Consider the following 20,329-nt stretch of genomic DNA (forward strand, 5'->3'; position numbering starts at 1 on the left):
GAAGCTGAGGCAAACTACTACAGGCAACTCAGAAATGCGGCTGAAGTGCCTGCATTAACTTAAACCAACCGACCTCCACGATTCCCGGTGCGGTTCAAATTCGTCTCAATGCGCCACGCCAAGCGGCTGATTGAGGAATGGCGTATCGAGTACAACACCGAGCGGCCTCATAGTTCGCTCGGCTAACGCCAAGCGGCTGATTGAGGAATGGCGTATCGAGTACAACACCGAGCGGCCTCATAGTTCGCTCGGCTATCTGACGCCTGTGCAGTTCGCCCGGGCGCACGACGCGAAGCAGCAGTTTTTAACCTCGGACTCTAACTGCAGTCCGGACTAAAACCGGGGGCAGGTCAGACAGACCGCGTATCGCGGCATCAAGCGAGTCGACCAGCACTTCAAGCTGACGATGCTGGCGAGCAACCTGACTCGAATGGCTCGAATACTGCCAGCGGTGCCGCAAGGAGTAACGCGATGAGCCGCCCAAGTGCGATCGCCGCGCGGCGACGTATCGGGCAACCCGATCGCCAGCGGGGCATCCGGCACGATACGTCTGCAACTCGGCCGCTAATCGCATACGAAATCCTTTTAAACACTGCCTCGGTTGTCAAAACGAGGCGCTTTTCAACAGCCTGCTAAGGCCTAGGCTTAAATTTGTCTGTCGGTCGCAGAAGGATTCAGGCGCCGAATATCTGCAACCTAGCGGTACTGGCTGCCGACGCGGAGCAACGACCAGACTAGGTTCGTCGTGACGATAGTTCTTGAGCTTTGCCTGCCGCCAAGATGCTGCAAGGCAGACTTGCTGCGTGCCGGATAGGTCCGGTTAGTCGACGGAACACGCCACCCCTGCTGAAAGTTGCGGATCTTGGCGTCCAGGACATGCCCAAAACGGCACTTCATTGTGGCGGCTAGCGGCACGATTCTTACGAAGGAGGTGCAGTACAATCCTGCCCTACATAATCTCGTATGGTTTTTGTAATTTCAAGTGGTAGGCTACCAACCACATGGGGGGAGGTAGCAGGTGGTTTTGCTTACTCACGGCAACGCAGGGCAAGGAGAGGGAAATGAGTTCACGGGCGCATTCGACGTTGCCCCAGTATCACGAAGACCGCATGGACCCGGTGGCTTACGTGGTTGATGACGACGAGTCAATGCGCCAGGCGCTCGACGCTTTGCTGCGCTCCATCGGGCTTCGCGTAGAGACATTTGAGTCAGCACAGGAATTTCTCGCGTTCCCGAAATACCGTGTCCCGAGTTGCCTGATTCTCGATGTCAGGCTCCGCGGAGAAAGCGGTCTAGCGTTTCAGGAGCAGATCGCAAGCAGTGACCTGCGAGTGCCGATCATATTCATGACAGGCCATGGCGATATTGCTATGACGGTCAAGGCGATGAAAGCGGGGGCCATTGATTTCCTGCCCAAACCGTTTCGCGACCAAGACATGCTGGACGCTGTTGCCAATGCGTTGGCGCGAGACGGGCAACGGCTGGCAACTGAGCAGTCAGGTGCGGCGCTTCGTGACGCCTATGCTTCGCTGACGCCGCGAGAAAGACAAGTTATGGAACTTGTTGTCGCGGGCTTGAAGAACAAGCAAATAGCCTTCGAGTTGAACCTCAGTGAGGTCACGGTGAAGATTCATCGCGGGCAGGTCATGAGGAAGATGGTGGTACGGTCAGTTGCCGATCTCGTTAGAACGGCAGAATCGTTGGGCGTTAGTTCGAAGCCGAAGAAGTAGTTGAGAGATGAACTCCTGGCGGAGTGCTTGCGCAACGATTGGCGGTCTGCTATGGCTGGTTCAGTGCTACGTTGAGCCAATGCTCGAGGGCGTCGGGGTCAATTGGCTTACCAAGCACCACCAGCGCGCCGGCGTCGAGGGACTTTGCTTTTAGGGCTGCAGTTGGAAACGACGTGATGAATATGGTCGGTGTGACGTGATCCAGTGCCAGAATCTGAAGCAACATCTCGACTCCTGACATGCCAGGCATCATAACGTCGGAGATCAGGCATGATGTTTCGGCGAGCTTTCCAGAATTGAGAAACTCTTCAGCAGACGCGAACAGGCGTGTTTGCCTTCCGAACGAACGCACAAGACTCCCTGTCGCGAGTCGGAAGGCTTCGTCATCGTCAACTATCGAAACTATCTGAGTGGCACACAAGTGTTCGACCTCGTACATCGGGGAAGGGGCAGCATACGCCGGAGCGTAGCTTGAGCGTCGGCTTTTGCTTTGATGGTGGTCAGCGTATATCCCATACTCCTGATGGGAAATAGTACCTATGTATTAGTTGGCCTGGCTGTCGGTGAATTCGTTCAAGTACTGGGAATTGTTCTCGTTCTGCCGGCATCAGTTGGATGCGCGGCGAGGTTTGCACTGGGTAGGGTGTGCCCCTTGTTGGACGGTGCGCGAGCGGAGTTGCGCCCCTAAGGGGCGGCAGGATGAGCGGCGTGAATCGTGATCGTGCATATGAGTTTCGATCCTCGAATTAGAGGGATGTCGCCCAGATCGCAATTGCGTGTTGCTGGCGGCAACCTGAAATGGCTGCGGTATCATGCTAGCCGCGTACTTGTTTTCGCGATAATTTGTCAACGCAGAGCTGACTGGCTTTCGGCATGTGTCGTGTCGGACTTCGCGATGGGAGCGGGGTTCAGCCGTATTGTTGAACCAAAGCTTGACGGCAGCATGCGGCAGATCAAGATCTACTTAAGGCTCCAGTTCCGATGGGTGAGAGACTTCAGGTTCTATGGGACGATGGTGAGCGCATTGTCTCGCGAGGAACGCGCCAGGGTGGGGATGGCGACGGCAGCGTCCTATATGCGTACCCTTCTGCTGAGCGTCCATTACCTTCCAGCGTAGAGCGGCTCACTCACGAATTCGGCCTGAAAGACCATCTCGATGGTGCGTGGGCGGTGCGGCCGCTAAAGCTGCTTCGCGCCGATAATCGCACAATGCTGATGCTCGAGGACCCCGGCGGCGAGCCGCTGACGCGCCTAATCGGTGCCCCCATGGAGACGGGGGTTTTCTTACGGATCGCTGTAGCGATATCTGAGGCGCTGGTCAAGCTTCACAAGCATGGGCTCCATCATAAGGATCTAAAACCCCCCCATATTCTGGTGAACTGCGCCGACGGGCGGGCGCGTCTTACTGGATTTGGTCTTGCTTCTCGGGTGCCCCGAGAACGACTGGCACCGGAGCCTCCCGAGACCATCGCCGGCTCGCTGGCCTATATGGCACCCGAACAGACGGGACGTATGAATCGTTCTGTTGACTCGCGCAGCGATCTTTACGCACTCGGCGTCACTTTCTATCAGATGCTCACTGGCACACTTCCATTCAGTGCGACCGACGCCATGGAATGGGTACATTGCCATATCGCCAGAAGACCGGTGCCGCCGAGCGGGCGCGTTAGCGTTCCAGCAACACTCTCCCATATCATCATGAAGTTGCTCGCCAAGACAGCAGAGGATCGCTATCAGACGGCTGCCGGTCTCGCGCACGATCTTCAGCGCTGCATGGCCGACTGGGATCGTCAGCGCTGGGTAGATGATTTCCGGCTGGACGAGCATGGCACGCTGGACCGACTCCTGATTCCCGAGAGATTGTACGGACGAGAGCGCGAAGTCGATACTATGTGCGCTGCGTTCGAACGCGTAGTCAACACCAGTTTTCCCGAACTGATGCTGGTCTCGGGCTATTCTGGTATCGGTAAATCTTCCGTCGTCAACGAGTTGCATCGAGTACTAGTGCCGCCACGCGGGCTCTTCGCGTCGGGCAAGTTCGATCAGTACAAACGCCATATTCCCTATTCGACTCTTGTGCAGGCTTTCCAAAGCCTAGTGCGTACGCTGCTTTGCAAATCTGATGGCGATCTGGCGAAGTGGCGAGGTGCATTACGGGATGCACTCGAGCCCAATGCGGCGCTCATGACCGACCTCATCCCCGAGTTGAAGCTTATTATTGGCGAACCGCCACCCCTTCCGATGCTCGAGCCGCAACAAGCGCAGCAACGGTTTCTGCTCGTATTTCGGCGTTTCCTCGGCGTATTTGCCAAGGCGGAGCATCCGCTCGTGCTTTTCCTCGATGACTTGCAGTGGCTTGACACTGCTACTCTGGATTTGATCGAGGATCTGCTTGTCGACTCCGACTTGCGTTACCTCATGCTCATTGGAGCCTACCGCGACAACGAAGTCGATGCCACACATCCATTGACGGTCAGGCTTCAGGCCATTAGACGGGCGGGTGTCAAGATCGGCGAAATTAAGTTGGCACCACTTTCAAAAGAGCACATCGAGCAGTTGATTGCGGAGTCGTTGCATTGTGAGCCAGGGTGTATCGAGCCTCTGGCGCGATTGGTCGGGGAGAAGACCGAAGGCAACCCGTTTTTTTTGATCCAGTTCCTGCAGACGTTGGCAGATGAGGAGCTACTGACTTTCGATCATGACGCGTTGGCTTGGACTTGGGATACGGCTCGCATCCACGAAAAGGGGTACACCGATAACATTGTGGACTTGATGGTCGGCAAGCTGATCCGTTTGCCGGTTGAAACGCAGCTGGCGCTGCAGCAGCTTGCGTGTGTTGGGAACATCGCCGAGACCTCCACGCTGGCAAGCGTTTTCGGTGTTCCGGAATCCGCGGTCCCTGAGGCATTGTGGGAAGCTGTTCGTCAAGAACTGGTTGTGCGGCCGGAAGGCTCCTACGCGTTTGTTCATGACCGAGTTCACGAAGCTGCTTATTCGACGATTCCTGAAGATGCGCGCGCTGAGGCCCATCTACGAATTGGTCGAGTGCTCGCCGTGCAGACGCCGCTGGAACAGTTGGAGGAAGCGATCTTTGAGATCGTGGGACAACTCAACCGCGGTGCTGCTTTGATTACTGAGCGGGATGAGAGGGAGCAACTGGCAGAATTCAATCTGCTCGCCGGCCGACGCGCCAAGGCATCGACTGCCTACGCCTCTGCGCTTACCTATCTCACTACCGGATTGGCGCTCTTGAATGACGATTGTTGGGCGCGCAGACACGAGCTAATCTTTGCGTTGGAGCTGAGTCTTGCCGAATGTGAGTTTCTGACGGGACAGCAGTCGGCAGCCGAAGCGCGTCTGGCGGCGCTATTTAGGCGCGCCAACACGACGGTCGAGCGCGCCCAGGTCGCGTGTTGGCAAATGGATCTCCATCTGATTCTCGACCAGAGCGACGATGCAGTGGCGGTTTGCCTCGCCTTCCTTCGCGGCGTGGGGCTGGAGTGGTCACCTCATCAGGACGAGGTAACGGTCAGAAGTGAATACAAGCGAATCTGGTCATTGCTCGGGGATCGGACTATCGATGAACTCATCGATCTGCCGCCGATGCGGGACGAGGTCGCGCTAACAATCGTCGAGGCGCTGGCCAAACTGATCCCGCCTGCACTATGCACGGATCAGAACCTCGCTTGTCTGGCGATCTGCAAGGCGATCACCCTCAGCCTCGAGTATGGCAATGGTAATGCTTCGTGCGTGGCCTATGCCAATTTCCCTCGGGTTGCTGGAAGATTCTTCGGTGACGCCCCGGCTCGATTTAAATTCAGCCAGCTCGGCTGTGAGCTAGTCGAACGGCGTAGCCTCGAACGTTACAAGCCCAGTACGTATCTTTGCTTCTCCATTTTCGCTGCCCGTTGGGCAGAGCCAGTACGAACCTGCGGTGACCAACTGCGTCGAGTTTTCGACATGGCGAACAGGATTGGCGATCTCCTGTACGGTGCATTCTCACGCAATAGTCTCGTGTCGAATCTGCTTTTCATCGGCGAGCCACTGCTTGAGCTACAAAGGGAGGCGGAATCTGGCCTCGTTTACGCTAGGAAAGTTCGGTTTGGTCTCGTCATCAATTTCATCGAGAATCAGCTGGCGCTGATTCGAATGCTTCGCGGCTTGACACCGAAATTTGGCTGCTTTGACGACGGGCAATTCAATGAAGCTCAAGTCGAGCAGCAATTGGCCAATCCGTCGCTAGCGCTCGCCGCGTGCTTGTATTGGATCCGAAAACTGCAGGCATGCTGTATTGCCGGCGACTATCTGGCAGCGACACATGCTGCATCTCGAGCAAAAACGCTGCTGTGGACTTCGCACTTGTTTATCGAAGAGGGTGAATATCATTTTTACGGCGCATTGGCCCTGAGCGGGCTGTGCGATTCCGGTCCTGGTTCTCTTGAGGCTGGGCAATTGGAGGCCATGACGGTGCATTACAGGCAGCTTCAAGTCTGGACGGAACAGTGCCCGAGTAACTTTGCGGGTCATACCGCGCTTGTGGGCGCCGAAATTGCCCGGCTCGAGGGCCGGGCGATCGATGCCGAGATGCTCTACGAGCAAGCAATTGACCTGGCGCAGGAAAGCGGCTTTGTCCACATCGAGGCACTTGCTAACGAGTTCGCGTCTCGCTTTTATGTGGCCCGTGGACTAGGGAAAATCGCGCGCATGTATATGCAAGATGCGCGCTATGGTTATCAGCGTTGGGGTGCCGATGGGAAGGTACGGCAACTGGAGGAGAATAATCCATCGCTCAGTTCTTGCCGTGGGAGCGACTCGTCAAAGCTAGGACCGACGGCCACGATCGAGACGCCCGTCGAACATTTGGATCTGGCGACGGTGATCAAGGTGTCGCAGGCAGCTTCTGGCGATATCGTCCTAGAAAGGCTGATAGACATGGTTATGCGTACGGCCATTGAGCAGGCCGGCGCGGCACGAGGTTTGCTGATTCTGTCGGTCAAGGGCGAACACAGTATTGTGGCGGAGGCAACTACCAGCGAGAGTGGCATCCAGCTGAAACCGCGCGATGTACCTGTGAGCGGAGAGATGCTGCCTGAAGCGGTTCTTTACCATGTCTTGCGTACCCGAGAGAGCATCATTCTCGATGAGGCTGCTGTTGCACCGGCATTTATAAACGATCCTTACATTAGCGAGCATCGCGCCCGTTCTATCCTTTGCCTACCCTTGATGAATCAGGCGAAACTGACCGGCGCGCTCTACCTCGAAAATAATTTGACTGCGCGAGCGTTCAGCCCGGCACGTATCGCCGTGCTCAAGCTTGTGGCGTCCCAGGCTGCGATCTCGCTGGAGAATGCGCGCTTGTATCGTGATGTCGAGGAGCGGGAGGCGAAAATCAGACGCCTCGTTGATGCCAACATCATCGGAATTCTTGTCTGGAACTCCAACGGCGAAATTTTGGAGGCCAATGATGTATTTCTGCGCATTGTTGGGTATGACCGCAACGACCTCGCGACGGGTAAGTTGCGATGGAGAGATCTAACACCTATGGAAGCGCATCAAGACGCCGATCAAATACTGCGGGAACTTAGGCAGACAGGCCGCGTTGAGCCTTTCGAGAAAGAGTACTTTAGGAAGGACGGATCTCGTGTACCTGTCATTGTGGGCTTAGCCACGTTCGAAGCCCGACGTAACGAAGGCGTCGCGTTTGTGCTTGATCTGACCGAGCAAAAGCAGGCCGAGGAAAAAATTCGCGAGAGCGAGCGGCGCTATCGAGAGGTGCAGACGGAAATGGCGCATGCGAATCGTGTCGCGACTATGGGGCAGCTCGCGGCTTCGATTGCTCACGAGGTCAATCAACCGATCGCCGCGACGGTGACGAATGCTCAAGCAGCGCAGCGATGGCTCAACCTACAGCCCCCAGATATCAACGAGGCTGGTCTCGCGTTGAGCCGAATCGTTAAAGATACCAATCGCGCCTCTGATGTACTCGGTAGAATTCGGCAACTAATTAGGAAAGCGCCACCAAGGAAAGAGCCCGTCAACGTCAACGAGGCGATTCGTGAAGTGATCGAACTCACCCGAGGGGAGGCTAGGAAAAGCGGTGCGTCGGTGGAAATACACCTTACGGACGGTCTGCCGTGCGTCGAAGGTGATCGTGTGGAACTGCAGCAAGTGCTCCTCAACTTGGTTGTCAATGCCCTCGAAGCTATGAACTGTGTCGGAGATGGCGAGCGAAAATTGCACATCAGTACTCGGATTTCCGAGACTGGTAGTGTGCTGGTGACGGTGCGGGATTCGGGCCCAGGTTTTGGTCAAGATAAAACTAAAAGTGTTTTCGCGCCTTTCTACACGACGAAACCCACCGGCTTAGGGATGGGATTGTCGATCTGCCGCTCGATTATTGATGCTCACGGCGGCGAATTGTGGGCGAGCGACAATTCACCTCGTGGCGCTGTTGTTCAGTTCACGATACCCCTGCATCCGATTACGACGACGTAACGGACGAAAGGGGCCCGACTTGCGCCTAGATTTGCCGACCGCGATAAGTGCCGCTGAGCCGCGCTCAAGGTTCACGAGAATGCTTCTTTTACCTAACGTGGCGGCCTTCGACGGGAGGTAAGTCGGAGGGCGCCGAGTTGGTTCAACACGGACATGTCAATATTCATGGCATTGCTCCGAAACGGTGCTCCTATTTTTCCGGTAGTCACTTGTCGTCGGGCGTGTTGCTGCAAAGTTCACCTATATAGGGCACGACGTGTCGGAGCAACCTCCGCCGTCGTGTCCGAGCAACCTCCGCCGTCGTGGCGGAGCGCGTCATCGTGCTTGATGGCGTCGCATTGCATTCGAGTCGACGCACTTCCGTCGAGGCTTTTGGTCAGCCGTTGCCGCATTCCGTTCGTGTTTGACCCACACGATTATGGTGTGCACATTCGTAGTCCGCAACTCGCCCCTTTGTCAAGGTCAAGTGCTACACATTGGTGCCGCTTGAGCAACACGGTGAGCCTCTTTCCGTGGCTACCGTCAAGTTAATGACCGTCCTACGATTCTCGCCGTGCCGAGCGACTGCGATCGCAAGCGGCGGTCTTTCCTTTACCGCTTAGGCGCATTGGTACCTCGCCAACGATATAAGTGAATTTGCCTGGCCAATTTATTGCCCGGCATGACGATTTCTTCCGGAATTGGAGCGTATAGCATGAAACCTGATCCTTACTTGTCTCCCGACGACGCAGGTCGTCGAGATCTAATGCCGGATGGGGTCCTGGCAACTGTCGCCGCCGTGGTGCCGAATGTCGCAGCAGCGGCTACCGAACGCGCGGCAAAGTCCAATGCTACTTCCAGTCCGGTGGGAGCGAGGATTCAATCCTCGGACAGGATTACCACCAAAGACGGCGTCGTAATTTACTATAAGGACTGGGGCTCGAAGGATGATCCGGTTGTCACGCTCAGCCATGGTTGGTCCCTGTGCCGTCGCGGACATGGCAGGTCCAGCCAACCGTGGAATGGCAACGACATGGATCACTACGCTGACGACCTGGCTGCCGTCATCGAGACACTGAACCTCAAACAAGTGACTGTGATCGGCTTTTCGACCGATGGCGGTGAGGTAACCCGATAATCGGCCGCCATAGCTGCTCGCGCGTGGCGAAAGTTGGCTTGATTTCGGCGGTACCTCCACTAATGCTTCGGACCGCGGCCAACCCGAGTGAGGTTCCGATCGACGTTTTTGACAGCATCCGGGCTGGGTTGATCGCAGGCCGACATCATTTTGGAGCGCGTTGCGTCGCGGCAGTACCTTGATCTCTATGTCGCCGTTACTGTGTGCAGGGCTCGGCGATCTCTCGCCTTGGCTGAAGATTCGTTTCGCTCGAGTTGCTGTCTTAGTTTCGGCCCAAAATACCACCCCCTTGCTGTGAGGTGTACTCCATGCACCTAGGAAAATCGTACACGTTGTCCGAGTTCGTATACTGGTCGAGGCGGCAGCTTTACGCCTTACTCGCATGCGGAACGCTACCGATTGTTCTTTACCAATTTCTCGGATTGGAATGGATATCGATCCCGCTGTCGATAGTGGTGCTGCTAGGAACTGCCACGTCATTTATTGTAGGTTTCAAGAACGTGCAGACCTACAACAGGGCATCGGAAGCGCAACAGATCTGGACCGATATCCTGAACGGTAGTCGGTTCCTGGGCGTTATGAGTCGAGATTTCACGATAGGATCGGATGCGGGAAGAGAGCTGATTCTTCGGCATTGTGCATGGTTGACAGCCCTCCGGTATCAGCTTAGAACTCCGAAGATTTGGGAGAGTATGAATAAGATATCGAATGTGGAATACAGAAAGAGGCACTATCGAGTCACGGAGTGGGACGTGCCGTTGGAACAGGCACTTAGTCGGTATTTGCCGGAAACCGAGATCGGACTTCTCATGCAAGTGGAAAATAGAACGACTTGGTTACTAGCATCACAATCCGAGACGATTAAGCGTTTGCGCGAAGTGGGTGAGATTGGCGAATCATATTACATGGAATTTGCACGCTCGATCAAGAGTTTCTTCGAGCAGCAAGGACGAGCGGAGTACATAAAAAACTACCCATATCCTCGTCAATATGCAGTTATCAATACACTCTTTGTTCGCTATTTTTGCCTTCTGTTACCATTCGGAGTTTTCACTGAATTCGCGAAGATTAACGATAGTGTTTCTGGATTCATGCATAATAAGATGATTTGGCTTGTCATACCGTTCAGTGCGATGATCTCTTGGATGTATCTCGTGCTGGAGCAAGTGGGTGAGAGTACTGAAAATCCGTTTGAGGGAAGTGCAAATGACGTGCCGATTACAAAAATTTGTCAGCAGATTGAACGTGAACTCATGAGTATGCTTGGTGATACAAGTCTATCTGCTGAGTCAGTATCGAAGCAGTCGATCGTTCTTTGATGTGCGGTGGGCGTGGCTTGTGGAGAATTTTCATATGGTTGCCTCGTCCGATAATTCGTATGATTCTGACGGTAGAGAGAATCTGGCAGAAAGGAGCCGAGAGACTAACGTTTTGCCAGATTTGGTAGCTAACGTTCGCGTGAGTCGTATTTCGAAGACCGTCTATACGGCTAAGTTTCGCGACGAGGCGGTTAAGTTTGCGTTGATTGACGGAATCGGGGTATTGGAGACCTTCTGGCGACTGTCGATTCCTGTGACGGTGCTCGCGAACTGGGTGCGCAAGGCCGCTGCCGGGAACCTGGGGAGCGACCGTCATCAGTGGAATCCGCTAATAGAATTGGAAGCTGAGTTAGTACAGGTAAAACGTGAGCTAGTGGAGTTCACCGCCGATCGTGATCTGATAAATAGCCCGAGTCGTGTGGTGTGGAGGAATCGAAGTAGGGGACAACGTTATCGAAAAATTTCGGGTACTCTCCGGCGCCTCCGCGACATCGCCGGCGGATTGTATTAGCGGCGGCTATGATGTTTCACGACGAACGGCACAGAAATAGAGTTCGATTAATTGCATGCTTAATGTGCGATCCGCTCCGCAAATGTCAGTGAGGTTAGCCATCCGACGGGTCATCCGCAAGTGAGTGTCGAACATGTTGATTAGGGATCGCGGGAAGTAGATCGTTTTCCTGTTCCACTTATTTGCTGATCCGGGGATGTGTTATTTGCGAGATTGACGCGGTAACGCCAAAACCGGATAGAGAGCAACGATACCGAACAGCACGCCCAGGAAGCGTTCGAAGCCTGCGGACGTATCGCTGGCGGCATAGGTGTCGGGCACCAGCACAACGAGAAAGGCGAGTGCGAACTGCGTTCCTATGTAGTTTGCGCCCGTCCTTGAATTCTCGATATGCCGCCCAATAACGACACCGATAACGACGAAGAGTGCCATCAATGCAGGCGAATGGTGGGACACATAGAGTCCGACCGTCGCAAAGATGCCACCGACAGTGCAACCCGCGAATCGATGTGCCATGCGTCGTACGGTATAGTCGTACGCGGCTGACAATTGCGTCGTCGGAACCATTGAGACCGCGAAGATCGAGACACATGCCTGGGCGGCGGACCGCAGATGCAGCAGCGTTGCCAGAAGCGGGACGATGGCGAGAGCTAGCCCACACTTGCATGCATGCACGGCTGCAGCGTGATTCCAGCGCCTTGTGATGCCTACGCTTTTGGCAACGGGGGAAATGCAGTAATCACCAGCAAGCTGATTGCGGATAGTCGCGGTGGACAGAGCGCTGACCGTAATCCCGCACAGCGTTCCGGTCGTTACTTCAGCTACGCGCGACCAGGCGAATGCGGCAAGGTGGACCTCGGGTTGTTGCAACGCATCGTTCGTCACCATCGCGAAGGTCAGGCCCGCGAATAACCACGCGTAGCCGCTGGCTTCAGTCAGCGCGAGGTATAACGTAATCGTGCCAACGATTGCCAGCGCAACGGCAAGCTCAACCGGTGACAGGAGCTGATACCGATGCATGACATATGCGGCTGCAGAGCCGGCGGCCGTACCAACGATGCGTAACACTCCCCGGGGCACGGTTGATGCGACATGGGCCCGCATCACCATGTACGCGCTGAATGCAGCCCATCCGATGTTGTGCTCGTCGAGTAAATGTGCACAAAGAATGGCTAGCAGGACTGAGGTTACCGTCTCTATCTCATCGAGTGCGCGAGGGGCCGGTACAGGAATACGACACAAGTCGCGCGCGATGTCGGCTGCGAGTAACCGCAGATCGTCGAGAAATCGCGATTCAGGCTTCATCGGTAGCTCTTTCCGGCACGGGGCCGCCACCTCGTACGGGCAAGTAGAGGATGGGCGGCGTGTTGATTGACCTTAAATCCATGTGTCGGCGCGACAACGGGTGGGCGATTTGCTAGTGTCCTGTTCCGCTGATTCGCGAGCAAAGTGGACGCAGCTTTTCGAGGATGGAATCGGCTGACGCGGTCCAGGCAAACGGCTTGCAGTTTTCGTTGTAGTGGGAAACGAACTGATCGATACGCTTGATCAGTTGTTTTACTGAGCCGAACGAGCCTCTGCGGATCGCCTTGTCGGTGATCAAGGCAAAGAAGCGTTCGACCTGATTGAGTCACGAACTGTAGGTGGGAATGAAATGCATGTGCCAGCGGGGGCGTGCCGCCAGCCGCGCCTTGACCTTCAGGATGCTTGTGACTGCCATAGTTATCGACGATGCAATGCACGTCGAGTTCGGCAGGGACAGCCTTGTCGATTTCACGCGGGAACGACGGAAATTCCTGATGCCGGTGACGTGGCTTGCAAGTGGCGAGCACGGCGCCGTTGAGCACGTTCAGAGCGGCAAACAGCGCGGTGGTTCCGTGACGGACGTAATCGTGCGCGACGCCTTCAACGTAGCCGAAACCCATTGGCAGCATAGGTTGTGTGCGCTCGAGCGCCTGACATTGGTTCTTATCGTCGACGCACAGCACCAGCGCGTTCCCCGGTGGACTCAGGTACAAGCCGAACACATCGCGCAGTTTCTCGATGAAGAACCGATCGGTCGAGAGCTTGAAGCTTTCGCTGCGATGCGGTTGCAGGCCCAGCAGCTTGAAGTAATGGTGCACGCACGTCGGCGAGATGACGGTTTCCGCGGCAATCGTGCGCACGCTCCAGTGCGTGGATCCATCTGCCGGTTTCGTGTGCAGGGTCTTGTGAATCAGTTGGGCAAGCCGCTCGTCGTCGATGCTGCGCGGCTTGCCGGGACGTACTTCGTCATAGAGTCCGTTGATTCCCTGTTCCAGAAACCGCAGACGCCATTTGCCCACCGTAGCGCGCGTGAGTTGCAGGTGCTGAGCGATTGCGTTGTTGGGCTCTCCGTCGGCCGCCGCCAACACGATGTGCGCCCGCGCGACCAGCGCAGCCGAAATCGAACGAGAGCGTGCGATCGACATCAGTTGCGTACGCTCGTCTTCGCTCAGCACCAGTTCCGCCTTCGGTCGTCCCATGGCCATGCTGACGTCTCCCGTTCCGTTGGCGTCAACATGCTACGCGAACATAGTCAGTTAACAACGGAACAGGACACTAGCCCGGTTCCGAAACATGAGGTATTGGATGAGAATACCGGCCCACTGACGGTGTGAGGTCGTGGGACCAAACTGAATTGCTAGCCTTTGCAAACGCGCCAAGCTCGCACATCAAGCTTTACAGGGCCTAGTGCGATAGCGGTCAATTCTTTTTACCGATCCGATGCACCCGCATACCAAGTCGCCGCTGTGTCGATTTCCTCGGGAGTCATGTTACGTGCAATGTTGCGCATTTGCCCAAAAGTATCATTGTGGCGCGTGCCGTCCGCGAATGCAGCCAACTGGGCTTTGGTGTAGGCGGCCGGTAGGCCGTCGAGCCACGGGCTGCCCACTTTGTGATCGACGCCGCCGTGGCACGTGGCGCATGCCGAGATGTTGCGCAAAGGAGCACCCTCTGCAACGATCGCTGGCGCGTCGCTGCGAATACGTGTGATCGGTGGTAGCGAAGCGTAGTAGGCCGCGAGGTCGCGAATGTCCTGATCAGAGAGATTTTGCGCCATCGGCGACATCACTGCGTTCCTGCGTGCGCCGCTCTGAAAGTCGAGGAGCTCCTTGTAAACTACGCTTGGAAATTGCCCCGCGAGATTCGGCGAATTAGCTTCACTCATGCCGCGTGCGCCGTGGCACATCGTGCAGCGTAGAGAGAGTGTCGCGCCGCGTCCGATCGACTGGCTCGATGTATCGTCGAACATATGCGGCGTGAGTTCGACTGCGCTCGCCTTGTAGCTGGACGCGATAGTCGATTCGACTGGATGCCATTGGCGCGGCACACCCGCCGCGCTGCAGATCGCGTTCCAGATACCCTGGAACTGCGGATCGCTCTGCGCCGAAGGCAGCCACACGAAACCAATCAGCGCGGACACGACAAATGCAACGATAACCGTACCCACACTCGCGCGGAACCACGGATTGCGTAACGAGAACAAGCGTTCGTCGCTCATCGCGGTGCTCCAATCGGAACTGCGGGCACGTTGGTATCGGACCTCACGAGTAGTTGCGCGATGGGATAGCCATAGTTAGTGATAGTGAGGGCGACCATTAGCACGAGCCACAGCGCGAAGCTATTGAGAGCCGCGGGCAGCGTTGCCGATTCGTGCACGGGCGTGCTGAAGCGGTATTCCTCGGGCGTTTGAACGACGCCACGTTGTCCTTGTAGCAGCACGATAAAGAACAGGATTGCGGACGTTACGAGGATCAGCCCGCCAACGGCCGACATGGTAACGAGGCCTGCCTGCTCGGCCAGCCCGGGATTACTGTAATCGAAGTAGGCCATGCGGCGCGGCATGCCCAGAATGCCGACCAGATGCCAGGGGAACGTCAATATGATCATGCCGATGAACCATAACCACAACTGCCAACGCATCAGATTCCAGTTAGTGAGCGCGCGGCTCGTGATCTGCGGCCATAGATCGTAGGCGATGGCGAAGTACATGATGACGATCGCGCCGCCGAATATCAGATGGAAGTGGCCCGTGATCCATTGCGTGTTGTGAATCGGCTGATCGAGCTGGTAGCTCATGTTGATGAGGCCGCCCGCGCCGCCGAACCCGAGCATCACGAACGAGAACGCAACGGCGAGCATCTGCGGGTTATGCCACGGGAGCTTCGCGATCCAGCCAAACACGCCTTTGCCGCCCCGCAGCCGCCCTGCGATTTCCAGCGAGGCGCAGATCGTGAACACCGTGAGCAACGTAGGCACAGCCACGAGCGCCGTGAATACCGACTGGACGAACTTGAAGCCTGCGCCGACCTGCGGGTCGGTGAAGAGGTGGTGTAGTCCGATGGGCATGGCTACCACGAGGAACAGGATGAACGAGATACGCGCCATCGAGTCGCTGTAGAGTCGCCCTCCGATCGCGCGCGGAACGATCGTGTAGTAGCAGATATAGGCCGGCATGAGCCAGAAGTAGACGATGGCGTGCAACGTCCATGAGAAGAAGATGCGCGCGAGGCCCGCGTCGATGGTGTTGCGCCAGCCGAGCGCAACAGGCAGGATCTGGAACAGTACTTCGATTGCCGCACCCACTGCGGTCCAACCCCACAGATATGCGCCTGCAGTGGTCGCGAACATCGCGAGCGGCACTGGCTTGCTGCGGTTTTCGCGTTTCCATGCTGTGAAGTTCACAGCCATCAGCGCGACCCAGACCCACGAGCCCACCACCACGAGCACGACGCCGATGTAGTAGAACGCATTGGCTATCATCGGCGGATAGAACGTGTAGAGTACCGACGCTCGGCCTAGCGCGATCGGCACGGTAGCGGTGACGGCGCCAAGCGCGAGCAGGATGAATCCGAGCCACGCCCAGCGAACGCCGAGCAGTGGCCGTTTAAGCGAAAGCTCGGTCACGGCATAGCCGAAGCCCATGGCGATGAGCGTGGGGAACGCGTAGCCCATCACGGTGCCGTGTTCGGTGACCGAACGGTAGTAGAGCTCCGGATTGTGCAGCCACGGATGCAGTGGGCTGCGCACAAGCATCTGCCAGGCGCCGAGCAGCAGCGCGATTCCAAAGAGGACGAACGCGAGCCAGAAGTGGGCGAGCACGAGGCGCTTGTTATTTAACACAGTTCAGTCTCCGCAGTTGATTCTCCGGAAGCGTGGCCATTTGCATGAAGGCGGCGCGATCGATGACCTGAACGTGTGCCCACATGCCCTGGTGACCCGTGCCGCAATATTCGTGGCAGGGCATGAGGTGATCGCCGGGCTTGTTGAAGGTCGTGTGGAAGGTAGAGATGTAGCCGGGCTCGACCATCGAGTTGAGGTTCGTACCGGTCACCAGAAAGCCATGCACGACGTCTGCGCTGGTGGCACGGAACGTGATAGGGACGTCTGCCGGCACGACGATGCACTGTGGGGTGAATGAATACTGTTGCGCGAGCACGCGCACCGTGACGGAGCCATCGGACTCCAGTGCGCTGCCGAGGTTGGCTTCGACGAATTCGCCGGAAACGTGCAGCTTGTTCGGATTGACGACTTCGACGCGCGAAGGCGGCATCATGGCCCAGTGCAAGCCGGTGAAGATTGTCATTGCCACTAGAATGACAATGATCAACACCATGGCGGTGGCCCAGCGGCGCTCCGCGCGCGCGGCCACTTCGGCGCTGACATGGGAATCGGATGGATTCGTGGACATATGTGCAGTATGCGCAGGGGTTAAATTGAGTAGTTGCGAGGTTCTCGCAAAGTTACTGAATGACACCGCGAGGCAGGAAGACGATTAAGTAGAACGCAAACCAGAGCCCGATCACGATGGCTACGGCGATGCCGGCGAGCGCGAGTGCGCCGCCTGGGCCGTGACGTACGATATCGTCGACTTGCTCGTGCTGCGAGCGGTCATCTGGTTGTTCTGGAGCGGGAGTTTCGATCATCGCAATCTCCGTCTAAAACCTGAGAGGTTCAGCGCAGAAGTTCAGAAAAGCGGTGCCGAACGCAGCGCATTCACTTCCTGCACGGAAATTGCCGTGCCGTGATTGCCCCACGCCGTGCGGATATAGGTGACTACGGCCGCCACCTCCTCGTCGGAGAGCGACTGTGCGAACGGCGGCATGCCATACGGCATTGGATTTTTCTTGGTGCCGGGTGCATAGCCACCGTTGAGCACCATGCGGATGGGGTTGACGGCGGAATTCATCTGTATCGATTGGTTGTTTGCAAGTGGCGGGAAGTGCGGTAGCTTTCCCTGGCCTTCGGTCGCATGGCACACTGCACACTGCGCTTCGTAGATCTTCTTACCTAGCGGCGTGAGGCGATGTGCTTCCTCGGTCACGAATTGACTCTTGGGTGACTTGTCGACCTCGGTCGTGTGGCTTGGCAGCGACTTGAGATATACGGCCACGGCGCGTACGTCGTCATCGGCAACATACTGGAAACTATCGTAGACGACTTCAGCCATGGGCCCGTAGACGGCGCCGCGATTCGACACGCCGGCTTGCAGCAGGTCGACGATATCGTCGATGTTCCAGTCGCCGAGGCCCGCTTCCTTGTTCGAGGTGAGCGAGGGGGCATACCAGTTCTGCACCGGGATCAGGCCGCCCTGGAACTCCTTCGAGGTCGCATTGCCACCAAGCGCGTTGATCTGCGTGTGGCACATCGTGCAATGACCTAGACCCTGGACTAGATAGGCACCGCGGTTCCATTCCACCGACTGCTTCTGATCGGGTTTGAATTCGCCGGCGCTGAAGAACAGTGCGCGCCAGCCACGCAGCAGCTGCCGTTGGTTATACGGAAAGCGCAACGTGTGAGCGCGATTGGCCTGATGGACCGCTGGAGTGGAGAGTAGGTACGCGTAGATCGCATCGGAGTCTGCGCGCGTGACCTTCGTGTACGAGGTGAACGGCATTGCCGGATAGAGCAACGTGCCGTCACGGGACTTGCCTTCGTGCAGCATGCGATAGAAATCGTCGGCGCTCCATCTACCAATGCCATACTCCTTATCCGAGGAGATGTTGGGCGTATAGAGCGTGCCGAACGGCGTTTCCATCGGACGACCGCCACCGAACATCGTCTGCGAGGGCACTGTATGGCAGGCGATGCAGTCGCCCACGCGCGCGAGATATTCGCCGCGCATGATCGTGTTGGCATTGCTTGTGCCAGACTGGGAGGTGGCAGCGAGTGCATCGATCTGCGCGTGAGTCAAAGTGCTAAACGTGGCAAGTGAGCACAACAGCGCGGCGCACAGAGTCAGGGGCCACGCGAGCGTCAGGATGAGGGATCGAAGTCGGTACACGTCGAGGCCTCGTCTATTGGGGGACGCTGCCGCACGCGAGGGGCAAGGGCGAGCGCGGTTTGGGTGTCGAATTGGCAGGCGCGGGCTGCGCAGCGAGCCACGAGGCGATAGCGACAATGTCCTGCTCGGACAGCCGTGAGGCCACGTCGTGCATGCAGTCCGGGCTCGTAGCGCGGCGCGTGCCGTAACGGAACGCGCCTAGCTGCGCGCTGATGTACTCGGCCCGCAAGCCTACGAGTCCGGGAATAGTAGGCTCCATGCCGGTTAGTGCGGCGCCATGGCAAGCCACGCACGCGGGCACCTTGCGGCTGGACTTGCCGTTCGTGACCAGCGACTTGCCGAGCGCGAGCATTATGGCACTCACTTTGGGTGCTGTCGGCGGCGGATACGGCGGCCTCTCGTGCGCGAAGAACTCGGCGATCTGCTTGAGATAGACGTCGGGTAGATACGCGAGCAGATAGTTCATCGGTGGGTAGCTTCGGCCGCCGTCTCGAAATGCGATGAGCTGATTGTAGAGATAGCCGGCGGGCTTGCCGGCCAGGCGTGGGAAGTAGTCATTGTCGGTGCCTTCACCGTGCGCGCCGTGACACGCAGCGCACCCCATCACGCGGGCCTGCATCGTATTAGGTGCGCGCTCCGCAGGTGACGCAGCAAAGGGCGTGGCACATGGAAGCACGAGCGTAAAAGCGCAGAGGACAACGCGGATGATGCTCTTTCTCAATGATTTCCTCGTTGCGGAACATGAAGCCACAAAGATGCTGACATCGTCATCACATCCAGTCTTTCGCCATTCATCGGAAAGCCAACCGGGAAAAATGGAGATGGACTGGTCTATTAGATATCGTTATGAAAAGTGCGATCGTCAGTGACGAAGATCACCACTACCTCGAAACTAAGCATATCTAGCATCAGAGGCAGAGATGCTAGATGCGTCCGACAACTCGAATTGCGGGTGAAAATGGTGACCTTTACTGACTGTGACTTTTCCCTTTACGAGTCACCCGGAGGGACGCAGATGGCAAGCATCGATATAGTCCGGAGGGTAAGTGTAGGTCAATTAAGATGTGCTGCAGGCCCGCGCATCACGAACTGGGCTAGCGCTCAAGGCCGAGACCAGTGCGAACCGATTGCGCAAATGGGTACGGTGGCGTGAACGACGGGAGAATGTCGTCGGTGGACAAAGCGTTGTCGAGCTGCGGCCTTCGACTTTCGTGACAGTCGTCATGATCGACGACGCGCCGGAGCTGAAGCCCACAGAAACGATCCCACCAGATCCGTAACAGGCTACTGAGCTCGATAGGCTTATTCGACAGATCGGGAGATTGCTGAAAGAAGTTGACACGTTGTGTCATTGTCGCTCCTGCTGGAATGACGGGTTACATTCTCCGTAACTGCGTCGAACACCGTATAGCCCTTACTGCTTGTAAAGAATCTTAACCTTTGAGTTGATTGGCGAGTAGGGGCGGCAAGGTGCGCACTCTGTTGTCGGTCCGACACCAATCCGGCCATCACGTATGCACCGCTGTAGGTTGGAAGATCGATTGGACAGGCCAGAGTTTCATAGACACTCACGAGCCGTTTAGCGCGTAGCGCCGCTCAAACTCAATCGGTGAAAGATCGCCGGCGGAACCATGCCGACGAACCGAGTTATAAAACATTTCGATGTAATCGAACAGTTCCGAGGTCGCGGTCGCCCGACTCGGATAGATGCGCCGCTTGATTCGCTCCTTTTTTAGGGCGCTGAAGACGCTCTCGGCCACGGCATAGTCGTGGCAATTACCGCGCCGACTCATGCTTGGCACCATATGGTGCGCCTTCAGGAATGACTGCCAGTCATTGCGACATGATCCG

11 protein-coding genes and 6 pseudogenes are annotated in these 20,329 nt (G+C 56.7%); 7 read left to right on the top strand and 10 right to left on the bottom strand.

Annotation, left to right across the window (positions count from 1 at the left end; translation table 11 throughout):
* Window positions 1-184 precede the first annotated feature (184 nt).
* From HWX55_RS04020 to HWX55_RS04030, 3 genes and pseudogenes are all read left to right on the top strand, one after another.
* A pseudogene (locus tag HWX55_RS04020) lies at window positions 185-337 on the top strand (integrase core domain-containing protein); the annotation flags it as partial.
* A 6-nt stretch (window positions 338-343) separates the two neighbouring features.
* Window positions 344-475 (top strand): annotated as a pseudogene (locus HWX55_RS04025) (IS5/IS1182 family transposase); the annotation flags it as partial.
* A 586-nt stretch (window positions 476-1,061) separates the two neighbouring features.
* Window positions 1,062-1,730 (top strand): response regulator transcription factor, encoded by a 669-nt coding sequence (locus tag HWX55_RS04030; RefSeq protein ID WP_175974162.1) that lies wholly within the window; start codon window positions 1,062-1,064, stop codon window positions 1,728-1,730.
* Between the two features lie 49 nt (window positions 1,731-1,779).
* On the opposite strand, the gene HWX55_RS04035 is transcribed toward HWX55_RS04030, so the two are convergent.
* Window positions 1,780-2,169, bottom strand: a complete 390-nt coding sequence (locus HWX55_RS04035) for a response regulator (RefSeq protein WP_347879623.1) — start codon at window positions 2,167-2,169, stop codon at window positions 1,780-1,782.
* A gap of 542 nt (window positions 2,170-2,711) precedes the next feature.
* On the opposite strand from HWX55_RS04035, the gene HWX55_RS04040 reads away from it, so the two are divergent.
* From HWX55_RS04040 to HWX55_RS35990, 4 genes and pseudogenes are all read left to right on the top strand, one after another.
* Window positions 2,712-8,225 (top strand): AAA family ATPase, encoded by a 5,514-nt coding sequence (locus HWX55_RS04040; RefSeq protein WP_175974166.1) that lies wholly within the window; start codon window positions 2,712-2,714, stop codon window positions 8,223-8,225.
* Window positions 8,226-8,970: 745 nt separating this feature from the next.
* Window positions 8,971-9,485, top strand: a pseudogene (locus HWX55_RS04045) (alpha/beta hydrolase); the annotation flags it as partial.
* Between the two features lie 165 nt (window positions 9,486-9,650).
* Window positions 9,651-10,661, top strand: a complete 1,011-nt coding sequence (locus tag HWX55_RS04050; protein WP_175974169.1) for a bestrophin family ion channel — start codon at window positions 9,651-9,653, stop codon at window positions 10,659-10,661.
* Between the two features lie 139 nt (window positions 10,662-10,800).
* A pseudogene (locus HWX55_RS35990) lies at window positions 10,801-11,064 on the top strand (IS3 family transposase); the annotation flags it as partial.
* Between the two features lie 309 nt (window positions 11,065-11,373).
* Here the strand turns inward: HWX55_RS35990 and HWX55_RS04055 are convergent.
* The 9 genes and pseudogenes from HWX55_RS04055 to HWX55_RS04095 all read right to left on the bottom strand — a co-directional run.
* Window positions 11,374-12,477, bottom strand: a complete 1,104-nt coding sequence (locus tag HWX55_RS04055) for an FUSC family protein (protein WP_175974171.1) — start codon at window positions 12,475-12,477, stop codon at window positions 11,374-11,376.
* Between the two features lie 112 nt (window positions 12,478-12,589).
* Window positions 12,590-13,682, bottom strand: a pseudogene (locus HWX55_RS04060) (IS630 family transposase).
* A 224-nt stretch (window positions 13,683-13,906) separates the two neighbouring features.
* Complete coding sequence (locus HWX55_RS04065; RefSeq protein ID WP_175974173.1) at window positions 13,907-14,695, bottom strand: c-type cytochrome; 789 nt, start codon at window positions 14,693-14,695, stop codon at window positions 13,907-13,909.
* Window positions 14,692-16,317, bottom strand: coding sequence for a b(o/a)3-type cytochrome-c oxidase subunit 1 (locus tag HWX55_RS04070; protein ID WP_175974175.1), 1,626 nt, complete (start codon window positions 16,315-16,317; stop codon window positions 14,692-14,694). Before HWX55_RS04070 ends, HWX55_RS04065 begins: the two co-directional genes overlap by 4 nt.
* Window positions 16,307-16,885, bottom strand: a complete 579-nt coding sequence (locus HWX55_RS04075; RefSeq protein ID WP_175974177.1) for a cytochrome C oxidase subunit II — start codon at window positions 16,883-16,885, stop codon at window positions 16,307-16,309. Before HWX55_RS04075 ends, HWX55_RS04070 begins: the two co-directional genes overlap by 11 nt.
* 52 nt (window positions 16,886-16,937) lie before the next feature.
* Complete coding sequence (locus tag HWX55_RS04080) at window positions 16,938-17,120, bottom strand: hypothetical protein (protein ID WP_175974179.1); 183 nt, start codon at window positions 17,118-17,120, stop codon at window positions 16,938-16,940.
* A gap of 41 nt (window positions 17,121-17,161) precedes the next feature.
* The gene (locus HWX55_RS04085) at window positions 17,162-18,373 is read right to left on the bottom strand and encodes a c-type cytochrome (protein ID WP_244140499.1); all 1,212 of its coding nucleotides are present in this window, start codon (window positions 18,371-18,373) and stop codon (window positions 17,162-17,164) included.
* A gap of 118 nt (window positions 18,374-18,491) precedes the next feature.
* Window positions 18,492-19,097, bottom strand: coding sequence for a c-type cytochrome (locus HWX55_RS04090; RefSeq protein WP_175974726.1), 606 nt, complete (start codon window positions 19,095-19,097; stop codon window positions 18,492-18,494).
* 949 nt (window positions 19,098-20,046) lie between these two features.
* Window positions 20,047-20,316, bottom strand: a pseudogene (locus tag HWX55_RS04095) (IS3 family transposase); the annotation flags it as partial.
* Window positions 20,317-20,329: the final 13 nt, after the last annotated feature.

This window comes from Burkholderia sp. BCC1047 (assembly GCF_902833155.1).
Lineage (GTDB): Bacteria > Pseudomonadota > Gammaproteobacteria > Burkholderiales > Burkholderiaceae > Burkholderia > Burkholderia sola.

Bases quoted from the DNA above. Each gene is read 5' to 3' on its own strand.
- HWX55_RS04030 (WP_175974162.1), top strand. From the start codon at position 1,062: ATGAGTTCACGGGCGCATTCGACGTTGCCCCAGTATCACGAAGACCGC.
- HWX55_RS04035 (WP_347879623.1), bottom strand. From the start codon at position 2,169: ATGTACGAGGTCGAACACTTGTGTGCCACTCAGATAGTTTCGATAGTT.
- HWX55_RS04040 (WP_175974166.1), top strand. From the start codon at position 2,712: ATGGGTGAGAGACTTCAGGTTCTATGGGACGATGGTGAGCGCATTGTC.
- HWX55_RS04050 (WP_175974169.1), top strand. From the start codon at position 9,651: ATGCACCTAGGAAAATCGTACACGTTGTCCGAGTTCGTATACTGGTCG.
- HWX55_RS04055 (WP_175974171.1), bottom strand. From the start codon at position 12,477: ATGAAGCCTGAATCGCGATTTCTCGACGATCTGCGGTTACTCGCAGCC.
- HWX55_RS04065 (WP_175974173.1), bottom strand. From the start codon at position 14,695: ATGAGCGACGAACGCTTGTTCTCGTTACGCAATCCGTGGTTCCGCGCG.
- HWX55_RS04075 (WP_175974177.1), bottom strand. From the start codon at position 16,885: ATGTCCACGAATCCATCCGATTCCCATGTCAGCGCCGAAGTGGCCGCG.
- HWX55_RS04080 (WP_175974179.1), bottom strand. From the start codon at position 17,120: ATGATCGAAACTCCCGCTCCAGAACAACCAGATGACCGCTCGCAGCAC.
- HWX55_RS04090 (WP_175974726.1), bottom strand. From the start codon at position 19,097: ATGCAGGCCCGCGTGATGGGGTGCGCTGCGTGTCACGGCGCGCACGGT.